The organism is Gammaproteobacteria bacterium, assembly GCA_011682695.1.
Classification (GTDB): domain Bacteria; phylum Actinomycetota; class Acidimicrobiia; order Spongiisociales; family UBA4744; genus BMS3Bbin01.
In genome coordinates, this window is the sequence record JAACED010000018.1 from 42,078 (window position 1) to 60,526 (window position 18,449).

The following is an 18,449-nucleotide window of genomic DNA, read 5'->3' on the forward strand; positions in this document are numbered from 1 at the left end:
GGCCGACGCGGGGGGAAACGAACTCACAGCAGCCCTCCAACGAGCTGCTGGACGATGTTGGCGACCGTGGGGCCGAGCGTGAGCAGGACGAATCCGGGAAGGATGAGCAGTGCCAACGGAACCGTCAACGTGACCGGAAGGCGCCGGAGCCTCTCGAGCACCTCGGCGCGTTGGACCGTGCGATGCTCTTCGATGAACGCGGCGATCGTTCCGATGGTTGGCGCCCCGGTCATGTGTGCGCGAGCGAGGCGGTGGAACAGGCGCCGGGAGAACCCGTCCGCCGTCGCCAGCGCCGTCGCGAGTCCCACGACGCGAGACCGACGCAGTACCGCCCGCAACTCGGCGGCCGGTTCCGGGCCCAGCTCGTCGGCTGCGACCTCCATCACCGAAGCGAGCGACAGACCGGCACTGAGCCCGATCAACAGCATCCTGGCCGTCGCTCCAACATCGACGGCGTCCCGACGGCGCCGGAGAGGAACCCTGAAAGGAGGCAACGAGACCGTCCCGGCGAGGGCGACGGCGACGGCGGCGACGAGCGCCGGCAGCATCATCGGTCCGCCCTCCGGACCATGAGCACGATGCCCCCCACGCCGCTCAACAGCAACAGGCCGCCGACACCGAGGACCACCGCACCGATCGTCCCCGCGTTCCACAGCACCGAAAGACGGCCACTGCCTGCGGAGTACGCGAGATATGCAACCGGCAGACCTCCCACGATCCACGCGGAGATTCGGGCCTGAGCCGTCGCGGCGCGCCGTTCTCCCTCCAAGTACATGTCCTCGGCTGCCAGGAGCGCCAGTTCGTCGAACGTGTCCGCAACCCGGCCTCCGGTCGTGCCGGCGATGCGTACCGCCGCCGCCGTGAGCGCACCGTGTCGTTCGAGACCGCCGGCCAACGCGTCGGCGAGTTCATCGAGAGGACGGCCGGCCCGTGCCAGCCTGGCTACCGAAGCGAGCGATCTTGACGGGACACGCTCCGACGCGTCGGCAAGCGCGAGTCTCAAACCTGCGCCTGCTCGCAGCTCTGCGGCAACGGCCTGCAGGAACGCTCCCTCGCACTCTTCGGATTTCGCCTGATAGCGACCGAACAGCACCAGGCCGGCGATCACTCCCAGCGCGAAGCCCGGCTTGTACACCGCCAGGCCGGCAAGCGCGAGTACCACAAGCGGAACGCCCGACGCGTACCCCCAGGCGAGACCGGTGGCCGTCAGCATGCGTAAACCTGATGAAGCGCTTCTCCTGCAACCTTCACGATCACGGCGACACGACGCCCACCGGCGTGACGCTCGACCTGGACGACATAGTCGATCGCCGCGAAGAGCTGCCGCCGAACGGTGACCTCGGAGACCCGCCGGGAGCCGGAGAGCGCAAGTGTCTCCAGACGCCACATCGCCTCTTCAGGACTGTTGGCATGTACCGTCGACATCGAGCCGCGATGCCCGGTGTTCATGGCGGCGATCATGTCGAGCGCCTCAGGCCCCCTGACCTCACCGAGGATGATCCGATCCGGTCTGAGACGCAGAGCGGAGCGAACGAGCTCACGAAGCGGCACCTCGCCTGCTCCCTCTGCGTTCGCTGGTCTCGCCTCGAGACGGACGACATGGCCGGTCAGCCTCAACTCGGCGGCGTCTTCGACCGTTACGATCCGTTCGGATCCCGCAATCTCGGTCGACAGGATGTTCAACAGCGTCGTCTTGCCGGTCCCGGTGCCACCGGAGATGACAATCGACTCTCGATTCCCGACCGCAGCCTGAAGCAGCTCGGAGGCTTCCCTGCGAATGGAGCCGGCAGCGATGAGCGCGTCGAGATCGGGGACGGCTGCTGTGAATCGTCGAACGGCGAGAATCGGGCCATCCACCGCGGCAGGGGGAACCACCGCGTGGAGGCGGCTGCCGTCGGGGAGACGTGCGTCGACCATCGGTGACGCCCGATCGATTCGCAACCCGAGCGGACCGATCACCCGTTCCACAGCGGCGATGATCTCCTCATCGTCGGCGAACGCAACGTCGGCGCGCGACAGTCCGCCGGACCGTTCGACCCAGATGTCCTCGGGACCGTTCACGAGGACGTCGGAGACCGCAGGGTCGCGCAGGAGCGCCTCGAGCGGACCCAGTCCGACGAGCGCGTCGGCGATCTGCAGGGCGCTGCCCGGCGGGGCGAGCGGCGCCTCGTCTTTGAGTATCGCCGTGGCGGCCCTGGTCACGGCCGTGCGCTCCAGCGGAACGTCGGAAGCGAGCAGACGGCCCATGATCCGCTGCCTCACATCCATGGCAGTTCCCAAACGCCGCGCCACGCGCGGATCCAACGGCTGTGCGAATCGATCTGGCCGCGCAGCAACCCGCCGACCGTACGCTGCGACGGCCGGGGAAGCACAGGGCCCGGCGCGGGTGGCTTCAGTCGAAATCCGGCTCGTTGGAACACGGCGGGGCTCTTCTGCGCGACCGCGAGCGCCCCGGGCAGGAGCGGAACTATCGGGACGACGGGCGCGTATCGAACGGACAGGCCCCGCGTCGGAAGCCGCAGCACCAGGTGCGGCCAGCCTTCACTCAGCGCATCCAAGATCTGCTCTGCGTCCTGATAGGCGATCCCGCCGTTGCGCAGGACGGCGACGCCTCCTCTCGATGGATGCAGATCCCGGCGCGTCGGACCGTCTGCGACGAGACGGGCAAGCGATGTCTCACCCCGATAGCCGGGACCTTCCGGGTCGAGGTCGACGACGAGTGCAGTCTCGACCGCTGCGGCGAGACCGATCGGCGCAATCGCCGACAGCAGGCCATCTCGCTCTGTTCGGACACACAGAACCGGCACATCGCTCCTTCTCTCGTTGGGCAACGTATGCGCCGGCACGGGCGGGAACAACCCCTTGTCACGGGGCCGTGAATGTGGCATGAATGGTGGATTCCGGACCGCAAGCGGGCCGTGCCAAGAACCGACGATCCCCCATCGGCGCGTAGAATCACCCCGTGACTGCAGCCGCCTTCTTCGACCTCGACAAGACGATCATCGCCAAGTCGTCGACCCTCGCCTTCGGCCGCCCCCTCTACAAGGCCGGCCTGCTGAATCGTCGTGCCCTCCTCAAGGCAGGGCTTGCGCAGATCTCGTACCGCATGTTCGGAGCCGACCATGACCAGATGGAGCGGGCCCGGGGAGAGATGATGGCGATCATCAAAGGATGGGATCAACAGCAACTACGAAACGTCGCCAGAGAGACGGTCGACGAAGTCGTGGCGCCACTCGTGTTCGCCGAAGCGCTCGCAATCATCGACGAGCACCTTCAGGCCGGCAGACTGGTCGTGATCGTCTCATCGAGTGCAGAGGAGATCGTGGAGCCGCTTGCCTCCCATCTCCGTGTCGATCGGATCATCGCGACCAGGGCTGCGGTCGATGACGACGGCCGGTACACGGGCGAGATCGAGTTCTACGCCTACGGGCAGGGCAAAGTGGAAGCGATCGAGGAGTTCGCCGAACGCGAAGGCATCTCACTCGAGGACTCCTTCGCCTACTCGGATTCGCACACCGACATTCCGATGCTGGAAGCGGTCGGGCATCCCGTGGCGGTCAACCCGGACAAGGAACTCGCCAAGGTCGCAGAGGAGCGGGCATGGGAGGTCCTGCGCTTCGAGCGACCGGTGACGATCCGCACACGTTTGGCATCCCTGGCCCGTCCCACGCCTGTCGTGTCGGGCGCGGCGCTGGCCGGAGCGGTGGGCAGCGCCGCACTGTTCTGGGCGCTTCGGACACGTCGGCGGGTCGGCTGAACTGCCCGAAACCGACGCCGATGACGCTGTCGTCGGGATCTGTGAACCAGACGACTCTCCTGCACGAGAACCGTATCCGGGCGCGGCGGTTCGAAGCCGGTTTCCTCTCCTGTTGCTTCTCCTGGATCGAGGCGGCTCCGGCAGTGCATACAATCGGACCCATGAACGATTCCAACGAACTCTCCAACTTGACGAGAGCCGTCGAAGCCCAAATCCCGTTCAACCGGGTGCTCGGCCTTCAGCTCGGTGACCTGGACCCAAGCCGCACGACGCTCTCGTTCGAGATGCGGGACGATCTCGTGGGGAATTTCGCCCGTGGCAGCCTCCACGGTGGAGTCATCTCGGCCACCCTCGACGTGGCCGGCGGGATGTCCGCGATCACCACAGCGGTCGGCAACGACACATCGACCATGGCCGAGCGCTTCGCCCATCTCGGCACGATCGATCTGCGTGTCGACTACCTGCGGCCAGGAGTGGGAGCGAGGTTCGAGGCCGTCGCGTACACACTCAGAGCGGGGAACAAGGTGGCCGTCACCCGAATGGAGTTGCGTAACGACTCCGGTGACCTCATCGCCGTCGGAACGGGAACCTACCTGATCGGCTGAGAGAACTCCCGAACCCTGGGCTCGTTGGCACCTCTACGGCACCTACGAGCCCAGGGTTCGCAGATACGGCGATCTCGAGCCGGTGTTGGCACGGCGAAACACCGACTTGGACCTAACCTCCCTCCGATGGAATTGGTTTTCATTCGACACGGCGAACCGAGATGGGCCGTTGACGGCGTGTCTCAAATCGACCCCCACCTGACGGAGCGTGGCAAACACCAGGCGTTCCTCACCGCGAAACGGCTCACCGCCGACAAGCGACCGGTTCGCGAGATCCTCGTCTCGCCTGCCCTCCGATCCCAGGAGACTGCGGAGCCCCTCGCGACGTTGACCGGCGTCGAACCGGTGACGATCCCCGACCTGGTCGAAATCCGCATGCCGGACTGGTCCGGAATGCTCGAGGCGACCGTGCAACGTATCTTCACCGAGGGTCGTGACCGCTCCCCCGAGGAGTGGTGGAACGGTATGGAAGGTGGGGAGAGCTTCCGCGACTTCCACGAGCGGATCACGAGCGCGATGCTCGGAATTCTCGACGAGCGGGGGGTGCTGCCCGATCCGGCGCACCGGCACCTCTGGCGCTTCTCCGGTGAGCCCGGAAGGGTGGTGATCGTGGCGCACGGGGGCACGAACGCGGTTGCGCTCGGATTCCTCCTCGGCGCAGAACCGACCCCGTGGGAATGGGAACGGTTCATCCTCTACCACGCCTCGGTCGCACGCCTCCGGGCGATCCGTCTCGCCGGTGGGCACGTCTTCTCGCTCCGCAGCTTCAACGACAGGGAGCACCTGCCGGAGGACCTCCGAACCCGCTAGAACGCCGAACCCTGGGCTCAGGGGTACCCTGAGGGTACCTACGAGCCCTGGGTTCGCAGGAATGAGGAGGGTCGGTCGAGCCGTGACCGACATCCGCGGCGACAGAGTCAGGCCAGCGCGGCACCCATTTGCGCCAGCGCCACGTCTTCGCCTTCGGGCAGCCCGCTCACCCCGACGGCCCCGACGACGAGCCCCCCGACGACGACAGGAACCCCGCCGCCCCAGGACACGTAGCGCGGATCCCCGAAGTTGGTCATCGGGAACCCTTCCTCGCGAGACCGCTCCCCCAACGCCTCGGTCTCGGTCTGCTCACGAGCGGCCGTGAACGCCTTGTTCATCGCGATCGTGATCGACGACAGGTTGCACCCGTCGGTACGAAGGAACGCCATCAGCTCGCCGTGCCGGTCGACGACGGCCACGGCGGCTCCAGCCGATTTGACCTCGAGCCGTTCCCGAATCGCATCCACGATCCTGGCGGCATCGGTGTGCGACAACTCCTGAATCTGATTCACGGGCACCTCACTTGATCTCGGAGAGTTTCACGGGTGTGTGATGACGAGCCGACTCGATGGCGGCCTCCATGACACGCTGGGTTACGTAGGCGTCGGCGAAGTCCGGCAGCGGGACCACGGGCTTCGCACCGGAAAGGGCCAGCGCAATGTCGGCGGCCTCGTTGACGAACGTGTGCTCGTAGCCGAGCCAGTGTCCATCCGGCCAGAAGTTCCCAGCGTACGGGTGGTCGGCGTGGGTGGTGAGGATCGTGCGCCATCCCTGGAGACGGGCAGGTTCGGTCGCATCGAAGAACCGCAGTTCGTTCATCCGCTCGAAATCGAAACGCAAAGCGCCGTTCTCGCCGTGAATCTCGATCCTGTTCGAGTTCTTGATGCCGGTCGCGAGACGTGTGGCTTCAAACGAACCGATGGCGCCACCCCGGAATCGGGCGAGGAAGAGGACGGCGTCGTCCACGGTGCTCCGACCGAGCTTCTCGGGATCGTCCAGGCGCGTGCGCCGTTTGATGAACCGCTCTTCGATCGAGCCGCTCACCTCCGTGATCTCGTCACCGGTGATGAACCGAGCCATGTCGATGATGTGCGCGTTCAAATCTCCGTGTGCGCCTGAACCCGCCTCCTTGCTCTGGAACCGCCACAGCAATGGTGTGTCGGGCCCGCCCCAACTCTGCAGGTATGCGGCACGCACGTGGTAGATCCGGCCGAGACGGCCTTCAGCGACGATCTGCCGGGCGAGTGCGACCGCCGGGACCCGGCGGTAGTTGTACCAGACGAACGTCTTCCCTGGAGCTTTCCTCGCTGCTGCCGCCATCGCTCTCGCGTGATCGAGTGTGCCGGCGAGCGGCTTCTCGCACGCGACATGCTTCCCGGCCTCCAACGCGGCGATGGCCTGTTCTGCGTGGAGACGATTTGGCGTCGCGACATCGACGAGGTCGATGCCGGCATCCTCGACGGCCATCTGCCAGTCGGTCGTCCACTGCTGCCAGCCCCAGCGACGCGCGAACGTCTCGAGATACCCGGCGTCTCGTGCAGCGACGGTCTGAAGAACGGGTGCGAGACGAAGGTCGAAGAACCGTGGCGCCTGAAGCCACGCGTTCGAATGGATCGCTCCCATGAACTTGGATCCGAACAGCGCTATCTGAAGAGTCGTCATGCCTCAGAGCCTATCTGCAGATACCGGATCAGTCGTCCTCGTGGACACTGCGCATCGACCACACCAGCGTCCGCATGGTTTTTGGCTGACGCAACACCGTCACGATGGCCTCTGCGACATCCTCGGCGCGCAGCATCTCGGCCAGGCCAGGCATGTCCGGGGTACGTCCGGCGCCCATCGCAAACTCGGTTGCGATACCTCCGGGGCAGATGGTGCTCACCCTGATGCCCTTTGCGCGCAGCTCTCTGTCGAGGCCTCCGGCGAGACCCACCTGAGCGAACTTCGTTGCGGCGTACACCGCTTCGTCCCCGGCGCCGCGCAGCCCTGCGACGGAGGAGACGATGACGATGTCGCCGCCCCCCGCCTCGAGGAGCGCAGGGACCGCTGCGCGAATCGGCCACACGGTCCCTGCGACGTTCGTGTCCATCATCTCCTGGAGCTGCTCGTCGCCCAGATCCATGATCCCGCCATACGCTCCGATTCCGGCACCCGCGACCAGGGCATCGAGACGCCCGAATTTCTCGACAGCCGCGGCGACGAGTCGGCGAGCAGCCTCAGGATCACGCACGTCCATCTCGACGGCGACTGCGTTCGCCTCCCCGAGCTCGGCGACGAGGGCATCGAGTCGCTCACGGCGTCTGGCGCCGATCGCGACGCGTGCGCCTTCAGCGACCAGAGTTCTCGCCGCAGCGGCGCCGACGCCTGACGTCGCTCCTGTGATCGCGACGACCGTACCGGTGATGTCGTTCATGATGCCTCCATGTTGTCGATCCCGACCCGGTCTCTTCAGTTGCAGCTGCTGTGCGCGCTCGATCCATGAGCGGTATCGAACTCCCGGAGATGTCGGCACTGTCCCGCCGTCCGGGACATCAGGCGACACCGCGAGAAGCACGACCTTTCTTGGACAGTGCGTCGACCAGCACGGCAGCGAGCAGGACGAGGCCGGTGATCACGAACTTCGTTCCGGCAGCGAGCCCGAGCAGGTTCATCCCATTGTTCACCGACACGATCACCGCTGCGCCGAGCAGAGCGTCGACGACCCGTCCCTTCCCACCGAACAGGCTCGTGCCGCCGATGACGGCTGCGGCGATCACTTGAAGCAGCAAGCTCCCGCCGCCCGTATTCGTAGCCACGGAGCGGAGTCGTGATGCGAGGATGATGCCGCCCATGCCGGCCATGAGCCCACCAATCATGAAGACCGCGATCCGAACCCTGTCGACGTTGATACCGGCCCGTCGAGCCGCCTCCGGGTTGCCACCGACGGCGTAGATGTGCCGTCCGAAGCGGGTGCGGTTCGCGATGAACGTCCAGAACACCAGAGCGACCAACAGGATGAGCGTCGCCATCGGCATGCCGCGATCCTGGTTGGCGTAGTACACAGCCCCAAGACTGACGGCCGCCATTGCACAGACTTGCAGCGCGATCACCGCCAGCGGCTTCCGAGAAAGACCGCGACGCTGACGCGCCCTCGCCTTGGACAGCTCGAGGTACAGGTACCCGACGATCGCGACTGCCGCCACGATCCACCCCCAGAAATGGCTGAGGAAGCTACCGGCGATCCCGACCGCAACCGGATCCTCGATCAGGATCGTGCCCGCCGTGGAATATGTGGTGGTCAGCGTGAGAACGACACCGAACCAGGCGAGGTTCCCGGCCAGCGTCACGACGAATGACGGCACGCCGGCTTTCGTCACGATCAGTGCGTGAATCGCGCCGATGAGCGTCGTGGCGGTGAGCGCCACACCGATGGCGAGCCACCATGGCCAGCCCGGATCGTCGGGCCGGAGCAGCATCGTCATCACGACACCGCCGACGGCACTCACATAGGAGACCGCCAGGTCGATCTCGGCGATGAGCAGAATGAACACCACGCCAATGGCGATCACCGCGATACCGGCCATCTGAAGAAGAAGATTGGTGAAGTTCCGCGCAGCGAAGAACGTACCGTCGAGGCTCCCGAAGATGCCGACGATCACACCAAGACCCAGGATGATCGGCAGGGATCCCAACTCGCCGTTGCGCACCCTGGACCACCACGACGCCATGTATCGTGCAAAGGTTCTTGGAGCCGCCTCAGCAGCGCCCCCGGCGGCAGCCGGCGTGGGGTTGCCGGCACTCATGAGACCTCCATCCCGGGCACTTGGCTCACGGTTCCCGCAGTGATGTCAAAGACGACATCTTCCTGCGTCGCCTTGGATCTTTCGTGAACCCCGACTTGCTGACCGAGACGAAGCACGGTGATCCGATCGGCTGCCTCGAAAACGTCATGAAGGTTGTGCGAGATCAGCACAACGCCGAGGCCACGATCAGCGAGCCTGCGCACCAGGTCGAGGACCTGCCGAGTCTGGGCAACCCCGAGTGCAGCCGTCGGCTCGTCGAGGATCACGGCCTTGGAGTTCCACATCACCGCCTTGGCGACCGCCACCGCCTGCCGCTGGCCACCAGACAACCCTACAACTGCCTGGCGGACCGTACGGAGAGAGGTGACCGAGAGGCTGTCGAGCGTCTCCCGTGCGGCGCGCTCCATGTTGGCTTCGTCGAGTATGAGCCTGTTCTGAACCCGCTCTCTGCCCAGGAACATGTTGGCGACGACGTCGAGGTTGTCGGCCAGGGCGAGATCCTGATACACGACTTCGATTCCGAGCGCAGCCGCGTCCCGGGGACCCGTGATGTCGACATTCTCGCCTTCGAAACGGACCTCGCCCTCGTCGAAGGGGAAGATCCCTGCGATACCTTTGATCAGCGTGGATTTGCCGGCACCGTTATCGCCCACGAGGGCCATAACTTCGCCGGCACGGACCTCGAAGTCCACCTTGTACAGGGCCTGAACGGCACCGAAGGACTTGGAGACTCCTCTGCACTCCAAGATGGGCGTCTCAGCCATGATCTCGAGCAGCTCCTTTCGCGACAAGACCTCGACGGGGAGCGTAGTAGGCGCACCGTCGAGGCCTCATCACTATGTCTCGTCGATTCGATTAACGGTCTGCCGGGCAGAACTGCTCGAACTCACCAAGGCAGATCTCGTCCCAGGTACGGAAGCCGTCTGCGATGACCGTCTCTTTGATGTTGTCCTTGGTCACGCCAATCGGCGTCAACGCCATGAACGGAAGATCGTTCGTGCCGTTGTTGATCGTCGTCAGAGCGAAATCGCCTGTGACGCCGTCCAGTGGTTCGCCTCTCAGCAGCGCAAGTGCCGCGCCTGCAGCGGCTTCGGCCTCGGCCTTGATCGGCTTGTACACCGTCATCGTCTGCCATCCGGAAAGGATGTTCTGAAGACCGGCGGCCGTGGCATCCTGACCGCTGACCGGCAACGGGCCGATCCCTGCGGACTTGAGAGCCGTGATGACCGAGTTGGCCAGACCATCGTTGGCGGCGAAGACCGCGTCGACACCGTTACTGGCCGCGACGAGGATCTGCTCGAAGATATTCAGTGCTTCCTGGTTGTCCCAGTTCGGCACTGCCTGATCAGCAACGAGCTCCCAGTCGCCTGCGTCGACACGCGGCTTCACGGCCGTCTCGTAGTAGCCCTGACGGAACAACGTCGCGTTGTTATCCGTCGGTGCACCGTTGAGCATGACCACCCGCGGCTTGTCGAGACCGAGGGCATCAATGGCAGGTTCGAGAATCTCCGCCATCGTCGCGCCGACCCTGACATTGTCGAAGCTGACATACACATCCGCGCCGGGACCTTCGATCGTCAGACGGTCGTAGTCGATGATCGCCACGTCGGCCTCACGAGCCTGAGCGATGATCGCCGCACCGGATCCCGAGTCGAGATTCACCAGCAGGATCACCTTGGCACCGGCAGCGATGGCCTGCTCGGCCTGTTGCTGCTGCTGGGCCGGGTCGCCCTCTGCGTTGACGATCTTGTACTCGACACCTGCTGCGTCGAACGCTGCCTCAAAGAAGCGGCGATCGTCCGTCTCCCAACGGGATGACGAAGCGCTGTCAGGGAGCAGCACCCAAATGCTGCCTTCTTCGACCGCGGCCGCCGTGGTGGCCGGGGCGGCCGTGGTGGCCGTGTCGGCCGCTGCCGTGGTGGCCGTGGTGGCCGCCGTCGTCGTGCCACTCGAGCCGCTACTGCACGCAGCAGCAACCATCGCTAGAACAGCGATGATGAGTATCCATCGCTTCCCTCTGAATCGTCCCATGTTTTTTGTTTCCTTCCTGTTTTGACGAGTCATAACACCCGTCTATTTCGAAGGTTGGTTCCGGTCCGTCCAGTTCATGCAGAAACGTCACCGGATTCCAACCCAGCGATACTAGCCCCGAGCGCTCACGTGGTGTCGGGCAGCGCCTCACCCGCCTGTGGAAAAGCCCTTCTCGTCTGCGACGATGCGCGCCGTTGAAGCACGCATCCGACCCAGATAAAGGGCATCTTCAGGGGACCGGTGACAGCACTTTCTCCGGACTCATCGACCGCACCACGTGAGACAACCACGCCTCATGGATGACCAGAGCCACTCTTCTATGACAGGTTGCTCTCAGCGCATCCCCATGATGAGTTCCATGACGAGCTGGTCGAGCCGCTCGTTGTGGTACCCGCGCCGAGCGAGTGCATCAGGGTCAAACGTCTCGGCGAGCAGTGCGTCGGCAGATGCTCGCGAGTATCCACCGACCGTCTCCTCACCGAGTTCCGGCACGCTCGCGGCTGCGAGCGCAGCCTGAATCTCCGGGTCTTCGGTGAAGCGGCCGGCCTTCTCGGCGAGCATCAGGTAGGTCCTCATGCAGCCGGCAGCGAACTCCCAGACTCCGTCACTATCCTCGCCGCGATACGCGTGTGCGTCGAAGTGCTTCGGGCCGTCGTAGTTCGTTTCTTCGAGCAGCTTGACGACGAAGAACGTGTCCTTGATGCCCTCGGAGCCAAAGCGAAGGTCCTGGTCAAATCGGCCGATTTTCTGCGCGTTGAGGTCGATGTGGAACAGCTTGCCCGCCCAGATGGCCTGCGCGACCGCGTGGTAGAAACTCAAACCGGCCATCGTCTCGTGAGCCACTTCCGGGTTGACACCGACCATCTCGGGATGGTCGAGCGTCTCGATGAAGGCGAGCGCGTGCCCGACGGTCGGCAAGAACATGTCGCCGCGCGGCTCATTGGGCTTCGGTTCGATCGCAAAGCGAGTCCGGTAGCCGTTGTCGATCACATAGTCGGCAAAGAAGTTCATGGCTTCCCGGTAGCGGTCGAGTGCCGTGTCGGCAGGCTTGGCCGCCATCGACTCCGAACCTTCGCGGCCGCCCCAGAACACGTGAATCCCGGCACCGAGTTCCGCGCCAAGGTCGATGGCCCGCATCGTCTTGGCGATCGCGAACCGTCGAACGCCTCGATCGTTGGAGGTGAAGGCGCCGTCTTTGAAGGCCGGATGGCCGAAGAGGTTCGTCGTCGACATCGTGACCTTCATGCCGGTCTCGTCAAGCGCCTTCCGGAATCGCTTGACGGCCGCTTCTTGCTCCGCAGGCGTGGCACCGAAAGGAACGAGATCGTTGTCGTGGAGGCTTACCCCGTACGCGCCCAGGTCTGCCAGGCGGTGAACGGAGTCGACCGGATCGAGTGGGGGTCTGGTTGCCTCACCGAACGGATCCCGGCCGGTATTGCCTACTGTCCACAGACCAAAGGTGAACTTGTGCTCGGGACGGGGGGTGTAGTTACTCATCCACTCTTCCTTCTCGATGCGGGTGGTTGCCAGCCTACGCTCTTGTCCGCTCACTCTGCGTGTCGACCCGGCACGGGCAAGACCGGTCGAACGTCACATGTCTACGATTCGTCCGAAAGGAGCACCATTATGCCATTGGTCGCCGGAATCGACTGCTCGACCCAGTCCACGAAGGCGCTGCTCGTCGACAGCGAGACAGGACACGTTGTAGCGGCCGGGCGCTCAGAGCACACCGTTGCGGGGACCGATGGGGCACGAGAAACCGATCCGGAGATCTGGTGGGCCGCCCTCCAGAATGCGCTTGCCCAGACGGGTCTGGCTTCCGAGGTAACGGCGATCTCGGTGGCAGGCCAACAACATGGGTTGGTCGTCCTCGACGGCAACCGCAGCCCGCTGCGAGCTGCGAAACTCTGGAACGACACCCAGTCTGCTCCTGACGCCTCTGATCTCATCGAACATGCCGGCGGTGCCCGTTGGTGGGCCGAGCAGGTCGGGGTCGTGCCGGTTGCCTCCTTCACCGCAACGAAATGGGCGTGGCTTCGACGAGTAGAGCCGAACGTCGCAGCGGCCACGCGAGCCATCCGACTCCCCCATGACTTCCTGACGGAACGGCTGACCGGACGTGGTGTGACCGACCGAAGCGACGCTTCGGGAACCGCTTGGTGGTCGACCAAGACCGAGACGTACTCCCATGAAGTCCTGAGCATGCCGGCCCTGCAACTCACCCCGGACATGCTGCCAACGGTGCTCGGACCGCACGACCGGGCCGGTGAAGTCACACGTGTTGCCGCCGAACGCCTCGGTCTGCGCGCCGGCATACCTGTCGGTCCAGGTGCTGGTGACAACGCGGCGGCCGCAGCGGCCTTGGGTCTGGAATCAGGTGTGCCGGTCATCAGTCTCGGTACTTCCGGAACGGTCTATCTCGCATCTGAGTCTCGAACGGTGGACCCTTCGGGCACCGTTGCCGGATTCGCCGACGCCACGGGACGCTTCCTGCCTCTCGCCGCAACGCTGAACTGCACCCTGGTAATCGATCGGATCGCCGGCTGGCTGGAGCTTGATCGCGAAGCCGTCGCACCGCGCACGGACGTCGTCGTCCTCCCGTTCTTCGATGGAGAGCGGACCCCGAACCTGCCCAACTCGGCGGGATCGATCTTCGGCCTTCGTCATACGACCAACCCGTCGGAGATTCTGCTGGCCGCCTATCAGGGCGCCGTTTTCTCGTTGCTCGACGCTCTCGACGAGATCGACGATCGATCCTCCGGGGTCGGCGCCGATGCGCCGCTCGTCGTCATCGGTGGCGGCGCCAAGGGGGCCACATGGCGCAACGTCATACGATCTCTGAGCGGCCGATCTGTCCAGATACCGGAGGCACAGGAGCTGGTGGCACTGGGCGCCGCGGCGCAAGCGGCGTCGATGCTCACCGCAGAGTCTTCCGATACCGTCGCGAGACGCTGGAATACGCGAAAGGGGATTGTCCTACCCGCGACGACGCGTAACGAGGAGACAATCGACCGCATCCGCAGCGTTCGCTCGCTCGCCCTCGAACTCAACACTCGAGGGCTGTGACGTCGCAGTCGAGACCGGACTCATCCCTACGGATCCCCGCTCCACCGGTTTTCCAGGGAGCGGCACCGACGGAGGGGGTCTCTCCGAACCCTGGGCTCAGGGGTACCCCCAGGGTACGTACGAACCCTGGGTTCAGGGTGAGAGCGGTGCCGGTCCGACGTCAAGACGCCGAAAGCCGCCCGTCTCGGCGGCTTGAATCCCGATCGGGAATGTTCAAGTCGCCAACACGAGGGACCGGTCGAGCAGTCCTGCCAGTTCGGACCGGCGAGGACGGTCAATCGGACCTTCCTGCCCGAGAGCCCGTTTGAGGGCTCGTGGCCACAACACCTCGACGTTTTCGATCACAAACGGCCGAGTGAGAATTCCAACATCGACGCCAAGGAAGCACAGTGCTCCCCGCACCGGAACATCCTCGCCGACGATCTCTTGCACCTGCCTCATGTACTTGAGGACCGGTGGGACGAGCTTCGTCCGATCTCGGCCGTTGACGGTGAACTTGGCGGCACCGCGGCGCTCCAGTTTTCCTTTGTAGTTCTTCGCGTCAACAACCCACACGCCTGATGCCGCAACGACCAGGTGATCGATGTTTGCTTTCGAACCCCTCACCCTCCGATCGTGCAGGGTCCACACACCTTCGATCGAGTCGAGGAATGTGCCGATTCGACGCTCGCCTGAAGCCCCCTTGGCCCATGCCGCCTCGGATTGAGGCTCGCCGGCGACGGCCACGAGCAGGCCGACCAGTTTGGGATGCGCGGCGTGGATCTTTGCTACCCGCTTCTCCCGGCGCCGGTCGTGCTCCGCCTGCGCGGAGGTGCCGGGCCCGTGCTCCGACACCGGCAGCGCGAACGGATCTGGGGGCAGTGTCCAGCCCACGCAGTCGAGACATGTGACCTCGCGGGTCGCCGAATCCCACTGCGCCTCGCTGTCTTTCTCGAGTGACTGCCGACAGATGCTGCACGTGCCCGGGTAGCGGAGCTTCAGGGTTCGAGTTGCCATCGATCGACCATCGGCAGTTCCCCTCACATTCTTGAACGAAGATCGTTGCTGCAACTCTGTCGACGCTCGGCAGGACGAATGGAAGGTCGGCTTGGTCGCCATGCCGACCTTCCTCTCGCCATTCGGCGACCTCCTCTTGGGTTCGGGGTGTGAGGGGTTCCCGGCAGTGAAGATGTCACCTTTGCCCTTCTGTCGATCATCATGTTTCTGCGCCGGAGCAACGGACGTTCCGCCACGCTCGTCTCCTTAGAAACTCCGCGATAAGTAAGCTCGCATCGTGCTACTTCCGAAGTCCCTCGCGAAGTTCAACCGTCATGTCACGAACAAGGTGGTCGGACCAATCGCCAAGGTGATGCCTCTCCTCGGTGTCGTGCACCACGTTGGCCGGAAATCAGGACGCCAATACACGACGCCGGTCACCGCCATCGCCCATCACGGCGAATTCGTCATCCCCCTCACCTACGGACGGGACACCGACTGGGTGAAAAACGTCGTCGCCGCAGGCGGTTGCCATTTCGAGACCCGCGGTCGGATCATGGAGATGAGCGACCCGCAGTTCCTCCCCACCGGCGAGGGTCTGCGGGCCATGCCGACGCTATTCCACCTGGTTTTGGCGAGGCTCGAAGTCGAGGACTTCCTCCGCCTCCGAATCGAAGAGAGCGACTGACCCCTCCTCTGGGTTCTCGTGACGCTTCGGCGGAACTCTCCGACTCAACCGTCACGAGAACCGGAAAGAAGGGGGAGGTTCAGGTCACAGCCGACTGCCGTGCATACTTGGGGTGCCGCCACGCTCGGGACCGCATGACATCGGCCAGCACCTCGACGGCCTCCCAGATATCGACGTGGCGCAGATAGAGCGGCGCCATGCCGAACCGGGCGATGTCGGGAGCACGGAAATCACCGATCACGCCCCGGTCGATGAGTGCCTGCACGATCGGGAATGCGTGTTCGTGACGCAGGCTCACCTGGCTTCCACGCCGCACCGCCTCCCGTGGGGTGACGATCTCGAACCCCTCCAATCGCTCGCCGACCAGGTCCATGAACAGGCCTGTCAATGCCAGCGACTTGTGACGGACGTCCCCGAGATCCACGTCGTCGAAAACGTCGAGGGCGGCATCGAGTCCGACGAGCGAGAGCACGTGCGGCGTGCCGACTCGTGCCCGGGCGATCCCGTCCGCCGGCGTGAACTCGAGGGAGAACTCGAACGGTGCGGCGTGACCGAACCAGCCGCTGATCGGATTGCGGAACGCTGCCTGGTTGCGTGGCGCAACATAGATGAACGCAGGTGCGCCGGGCCCTCCGTTGAGGTACTTGTACCCGCAGCCGACGGCCAAGTCGGCGCCGTCGCCGGCCACATCGACGGGGAACGCTCCGGCCGAATGGGCGAGATCCCACACGGCCATCGCTCCGGCCCTATGGGCCGCAGCCGTCACTTGCGCCATGTCGTAACGGCGACCGGTCCGGTAGTCGACCTGGGTGAGTGCCACGACGGCGACCGTGTCGTCGATGGTGTCGATCACCTCGTCGGAAGCGACGATCGTCACTTCGGCGTCGGTCTGCTCGGCGAGGCTGCCCATCACGTAGACGTCGGTGGGGAAGTTCGTGTCGTCGGTGAGGATCACCCGACGATCGGCACGCAGGCGTCTCGCCGCGGCGACCGCCTTGTACACGTTGATCGATGTCGAGTCGACGGCGACCACGCTGCCCGGCTCCGCACCGATGAGGCGTCCAATCCGATCACCGACCTCATAGGGCAGGTCGATCCAATGGTGTGCGTTCCACGAACGGATCAGGTCGCTTCCCCACTGGTCTTCGACGACCTGCCGGATCCGTTCCGGGACGTGCCTCGCCAGAGCGCCGAGCGAGTTGCCGTCGAGGTAGATCACTCCCTCCGGCAAGGTGAAGCGATCGCGGATGCAGGCCAGCGGGTCGGCGGCGTCGAGTGCCATGCAGTCGGATCGTGTGGTCACGGGCGCCAGTCTGGCAGCTCCCCCGGACGGTGTCCGGTCGACCTCGGGTGAGCGTATGGGCATTCCCACCGACCCGATCCGCAAGGGGGGACACCAGGATCCGAACGGCAACCGGCGGCGAGGCGAGAGTCACTGGGGATCAGTTCGCAGCCCCGGGGCCCCTGCCGGTGCCCGACGGCACCGTGGTGTGGAATCGATGATCGCGATCCCTATACTCGACGCAACCAGTCTTTAAGTCCGGTCCAGTGAGGCCGGAAAGGATGGGCACCATGTTCGAGATTCTCCGATGACCGCCGGCGCACTTGTGCTCGCCGACGGCACAGTTTTTTCTGGCATCGCCGTGGGCGCCGACGGGATCGCCACCGGTGAGATCGTGTTCAACACCGCGATGACCGGGTATCAGGAGATCACAACCGATCCGTCATACGCCGGTCAGATCGTCGCGATGACGTCACCTCACATCGGCAACTACGGTGTCAGCCCGGAGGACGACCAGGCACCCCGCCCCTACTGCACAGGGCTGGTGACGCGGTCGATGGCTCGCAGAGACTCGAATTGGAGGTCGACCGGCTCGTTTCGTGAGTGGCTCCGGAGCCGGGGGGTCGTCTCCCTCACCGATGTCGACACGAGGCGGCTGGCCCGACACGTCCGGGACCGCGGCGCCATGCCGGCGGCGATCGGCACCGACGTTTCGATCGGCGACCTCGTGCAGGCGGCGCGAGAAGCGCCGTCGATGGCTCACCGGAACCTCTGCAACGATGTCACGACCGCCGAGCCGTACCGGATCGACCCCGCCGGCGATCCGATCGGCCGGGTGGTCGCGATCGACCTCGGCATCAAGAGGGACATCCTCACGTCGCTGGCGGGCCGGGGACTCGAAGTTCACGTCGTGCCCGCCACGACGCCGGCCGCGGATGTGCTCGCGTTGCGTCCCTCAGGGGTGTTCCTCTCCAATGGTCCCGGCGATCCGGAGCCACTTGTCGCAACGACCGAAACGGTGCGCGGCCTCCTCGGCAAGACCCCGGTGTTCGGCATCTGCCTCGGCCACCAGGTGCTCGGGCTTGCACTCGGAGCGACGACGTACAAGCTGCCGTTCGGTCACCACGGGGGTAACCATCCGGTGCGCCTTCTCGACGACGGACGAGTTGAGATCACCGCCCAGAACCATGGGTTCGCCGTCGACCTCTGGTCACTCACCGACGAGGATCCACCGACCTGCGAAGGTCTTCCCGGCCCTCACCTCCTTCCGCCGGTCGTCCAGTCCCCCTTCGGGTCGATTGTGGCGACTCACCAGAACCTGAATGATGGAACCCTCGAAGGTCTAGCGTGCCGGGACATCGCCGCGTTCTCGGTGCAGTACCACCCCGAAGCCGCCCCGGGCCCCAACGATGCGCAGCATCTCTTCGACGATTTCGTCTCGATGCTGGGAGTG

19 protein-coding genes are annotated in these 18,449 nt (G+C 64.8%); 6 read left to right on the plus strand and 13 right to left on the minus strand.

The window, feature by feature from the left end; translation table 11 throughout:
* Nucleotides 1–23 precede the first annotated feature (23 nt).
* Genes GWP04_05460 through GWP04_05475 form a run of 4 tightly spaced genes read right to left on the minus strand, consistent with a single transcriptional unit; the run spans nt 24 to nt 2,807 of the window.
* Nucleotides 24–551, minus strand: a complete 528-nt coding sequence (locus GWP04_05460) for a hypothetical protein (GenBank protein NIA24998.1) — start codon at nt 549–551, stop codon at nt 24–26.
* Complete coding sequence (locus tag GWP04_05465; protein NIA24999.1) at nt 548–1,213, minus strand: hypothetical protein; 666 nt, start codon at nt 1,211–1,213, stop codon at nt 548–550. Before GWP04_05465 ends, GWP04_05460 begins: the two co-directional genes overlap by 4 nt.
* Nucleotides 1,207–2,268, minus strand: coding sequence for a CpaF family protein (locus GWP04_05470; protein NIA25000.1), 1,062 nt, complete (start codon nt 2,266–2,268; stop codon nt 1,207–1,209). The genes GWP04_05465 and GWP04_05470 overlap by 7 nt, the downstream gene beginning before the upstream one ends.
* Nucleotides 2,259–2,807, minus strand: coding sequence for a hypothetical protein (locus GWP04_05475; protein NIA25001.1), 549 nt, complete (start codon nt 2,805–2,807; stop codon nt 2,259–2,261). The genes GWP04_05470 and GWP04_05475 overlap by 10 nt, the downstream gene beginning before the upstream one ends.
* Nucleotides 2,808–2,962: 155 nt before the next feature.
* Here GWP04_05475 and GWP04_05480 point away from each other — a divergent pair, with 155 nt between their 5' ends.
* The 3 genes from GWP04_05480 (at nt 2,963) to GWP04_05490 (ending at nt 5,172) form a co-directional block, all read left to right on the plus strand.
* On the plus strand, nt 2,963–3,757 hold the full coding sequence (locus tag GWP04_05480; protein NIA25002.1) for an HAD-IB family hydrolase: 795 nt from the start codon (nt 2,963–2,965) through the stop codon (nt 3,755–3,757).
* A 161-nt stretch (nt 3,758–3,918) separates the two neighbouring features.
* The gene (locus GWP04_05485) at nt 3,919–4,362 is read left to right on the plus strand and encodes a thioesterase family protein (GenBank protein ID NIA25003.1); all 444 of its coding nucleotides are present in this window, start codon (nt 3,919–3,921) and stop codon (nt 4,360–4,362) included.
* Between the two features lie 126 nt (nt 4,363–4,488).
* Complete coding sequence (locus tag GWP04_05490) at nt 4,489–5,172, plus strand: hypothetical protein (protein NIA25004.1); 684 nt, start codon at nt 4,489–4,491, stop codon at nt 5,170–5,172.
* A 107-nt stretch (nt 5,173–5,279) separates the two neighbouring features.
* Here GWP04_05490 and GWP04_05495 read toward each other — a convergent pair whose 3' ends face one another.
* The 7 genes from GWP04_05495 to GWP04_05525 all read right to left on the minus strand — a co-directional run bounded on the left by GWP04_05495 (nt 5,280) and on the right by GWP04_05525 (nt 12,482).
* On the minus strand, nt 5,280–5,684 hold the full coding sequence (locus GWP04_05495; protein NIA25005.1) for a heme-binding protein: 405 nt from the start codon (nt 5,682–5,684) through the stop codon (nt 5,280–5,282).
* A gap of 7 nt (nt 5,685–5,691) precedes the next feature.
* Nucleotides 5,692–6,834, minus strand: a complete 1,143-nt coding sequence (locus GWP04_05500) for a Gfo/Idh/MocA family oxidoreductase (protein NIA25006.1) — start codon at nt 6,832–6,834, stop codon at nt 5,692–5,694.
* Nucleotides 6,835–6,862: 28 nt separating this feature from the next.
* On the minus strand, nt 6,863–7,585 hold the full coding sequence (locus GWP04_05505; GenBank protein ID NIA25007.1) for an SDR family NAD(P)-dependent oxidoreductase: 723 nt from the start codon (nt 7,583–7,585) through the stop codon (nt 6,863–6,865).
* Nucleotides 7,586–7,703: 118 nt separating this feature from the next.
* Complete coding sequence (locus GWP04_05510) at nt 7,704–8,954, minus strand: ABC transporter permease (GenBank protein NIA25008.1); 1,251 nt, start codon at nt 8,952–8,954, stop codon at nt 7,704–7,706.
* Nucleotides 8,951–9,718 (minus strand): ATP-binding cassette domain-containing protein, encoded by a 768-nt coding sequence (locus GWP04_05515; protein NIA25009.1) that lies wholly within the window; start codon nt 9,716–9,718, stop codon nt 8,951–8,953. Before GWP04_05515 ends, GWP04_05510 begins: the two co-directional genes overlap by 4 nt.
* Before the next feature lie 91 nt (nt 9,719–9,809).
* Nucleotides 9,810–10,985: a substrate-binding domain-containing protein gene (locus GWP04_05520; protein ID NIA25010.1), complete on the minus strand. Its 1,176-nt coding sequence runs from the start codon at nt 10,983–10,985 to the stop codon at nt 9,810–9,812.
* A gap of 333 nt (nt 10,986–11,318) precedes the next feature.
* The gene (locus GWP04_05525) at nt 11,319–12,482 is read right to left on the minus strand and encodes a xylose isomerase (GenBank protein NIA25011.1); all 1,164 of its coding nucleotides are present in this window, start codon (nt 12,480–12,482) and stop codon (nt 11,319–11,321) included.
* A gap of 129 nt (nt 12,483–12,611) precedes the next feature.
* On the opposite strand from GWP04_05525, the gene xylB reads away from it, so the two are divergent.
* Nucleotides 12,612–14,051: a xylulokinase gene (gene xylB, locus GWP04_05530; protein NIA25012.1), complete on the plus strand. Its 1,440-nt coding sequence runs from the start codon at nt 12,612–12,614 to the stop codon at nt 14,049–14,051.
* Between the two features lie 213 nt (nt 14,052–14,264).
* Here xylB and GWP04_05535 read toward each other — a convergent pair whose 3' ends face one another.
* Nucleotides 14,265–15,047: an NERD domain-containing protein gene (locus tag GWP04_05535; GenBank protein NIA25013.1), complete on the minus strand. Its 783-nt coding sequence runs from the start codon at nt 15,045–15,047 to the stop codon at nt 14,265–14,267.
* 277 nt (nt 15,048–15,324) lie between these two features.
* On the opposite strand from GWP04_05535, the gene GWP04_05540 reads away from it, so the two are divergent.
* The gene (locus tag GWP04_05540) at nt 15,325–15,714 is read left to right on the plus strand and encodes a nitroreductase family deazaflavin-dependent oxidoreductase (GenBank protein NIA25014.1); all 390 of its coding nucleotides are present in this window, start codon (nt 15,325–15,327) and stop codon (nt 15,712–15,714) included.
* Nucleotides 15,715–15,793: 79 nt separating this feature from the next.
* Here GWP04_05540 and kynU read toward each other — a convergent pair whose 3' ends face one another.
* Nucleotides 15,794–17,080: a kynureninase gene (gene kynU / locus GWP04_05545; GenBank protein ID NIA25015.1), complete on the minus strand. Its 1,287-nt coding sequence runs from the start codon at nt 17,078–17,080 to the stop codon at nt 15,794–15,796.
* Nucleotides 17,081–17,303: 223 nt separating this feature from the next.
* On the opposite strand from kynU, the gene carA reads away from it, so the two are divergent.
* Nucleotides 17,304–18,449, plus strand: a 1,146-nt coding sequence (gene carA, locus GWP04_05550; protein NIA25016.1) for a glutamine-hydrolyzing carbamoyl-phosphate synthase small subunit, incomplete at its 3' end; no start/stop codon positions are given.

Coding starts and splice junctions, on each gene's coding strand:
- GWP04_05515 (NIA25009.1), bottom strand. CDS start 9,718: ATGGCTGAGACGCCCATCTTGGAGTGCAGAGGAGTCTCCAAGTCCTTC.
- GWP04_05490 (NIA25004.1), top strand. CDS start 4,489: ATGGAATTGGTTTTCATTCGACACGGCGAACCGAGATGGGCCGTTGAC.
- GWP04_05520 (NIA25010.1), bottom strand. CDS start 10,985: ATGGGACGATTCAGAGGGAAGCGATGGATACTCATCATCGCTGTTCTA.
- GWP04_05470 (NIA25000.1), bottom strand. CDS start 2,268: ATGGATGTGAGGCAGCGGATCATGGGCCGTCTGCTCGCTTCCGACGTT.
- GWP04_05465 (NIA24999.1), bottom strand. CDS start 1,213: ATGCTGACGGCCACCGGTCTCGCCTGGGGGTACGCGTCGGGCGTTCCG.
- xylB (NIA25012.1), top strand. CDS start 12,612: ATGCCATTGGTCGCCGGAATCGACTGCTCGACCCAGTCCACGAAGGCG.
- GWP04_05525 (NIA25011.1), bottom strand. CDS start 12,482: ATGAGTAACTACACCCCCCGTCCCGAGCACAAGTTCACCTTTGGTCTG.
- GWP04_05500 (NIA25006.1), bottom strand. CDS start 6,834: ATGACGACTCTTCAGATAGCGCTGTTCGGATCCAAGTTCATGGGAGCG.
- GWP04_05485 (NIA25003.1), top strand. CDS start 3,919: ATGAACGATTCCAACGAACTCTCCAACTTGACGAGAGCCGTCGAAGCC.
- GWP04_05510 (NIA25008.1), bottom strand. CDS start 8,954: ATGAGTGCCGGCAACCCCACGCCGGCTGCCGCCGGGGGCGCTGCTGAG.
- GWP04_05460 (NIA24998.1), bottom strand. CDS start 551: ATGATGCTGCCGGCGCTCGTCGCCGCCGTCGCCGTCGCCCTCGCCGGG.
- kynU (NIA25015.1), bottom strand. CDS start 17,080: ATGCCCATACGCTCACCCGAGGTCGACCGGACACCGTCCGGGGGAGCT.
- GWP04_05535 (NIA25013.1), bottom strand. CDS start 15,047: ATGGCAACTCGAACCCTGAAGCTCCGCTACCCGGGCACGTGCAGCATC.
- GWP04_05505 (NIA25007.1), bottom strand. CDS start 7,585: ATGAACGACATCACCGGTACGGTCGTCGCGATCACAGGAGCGACGTCA.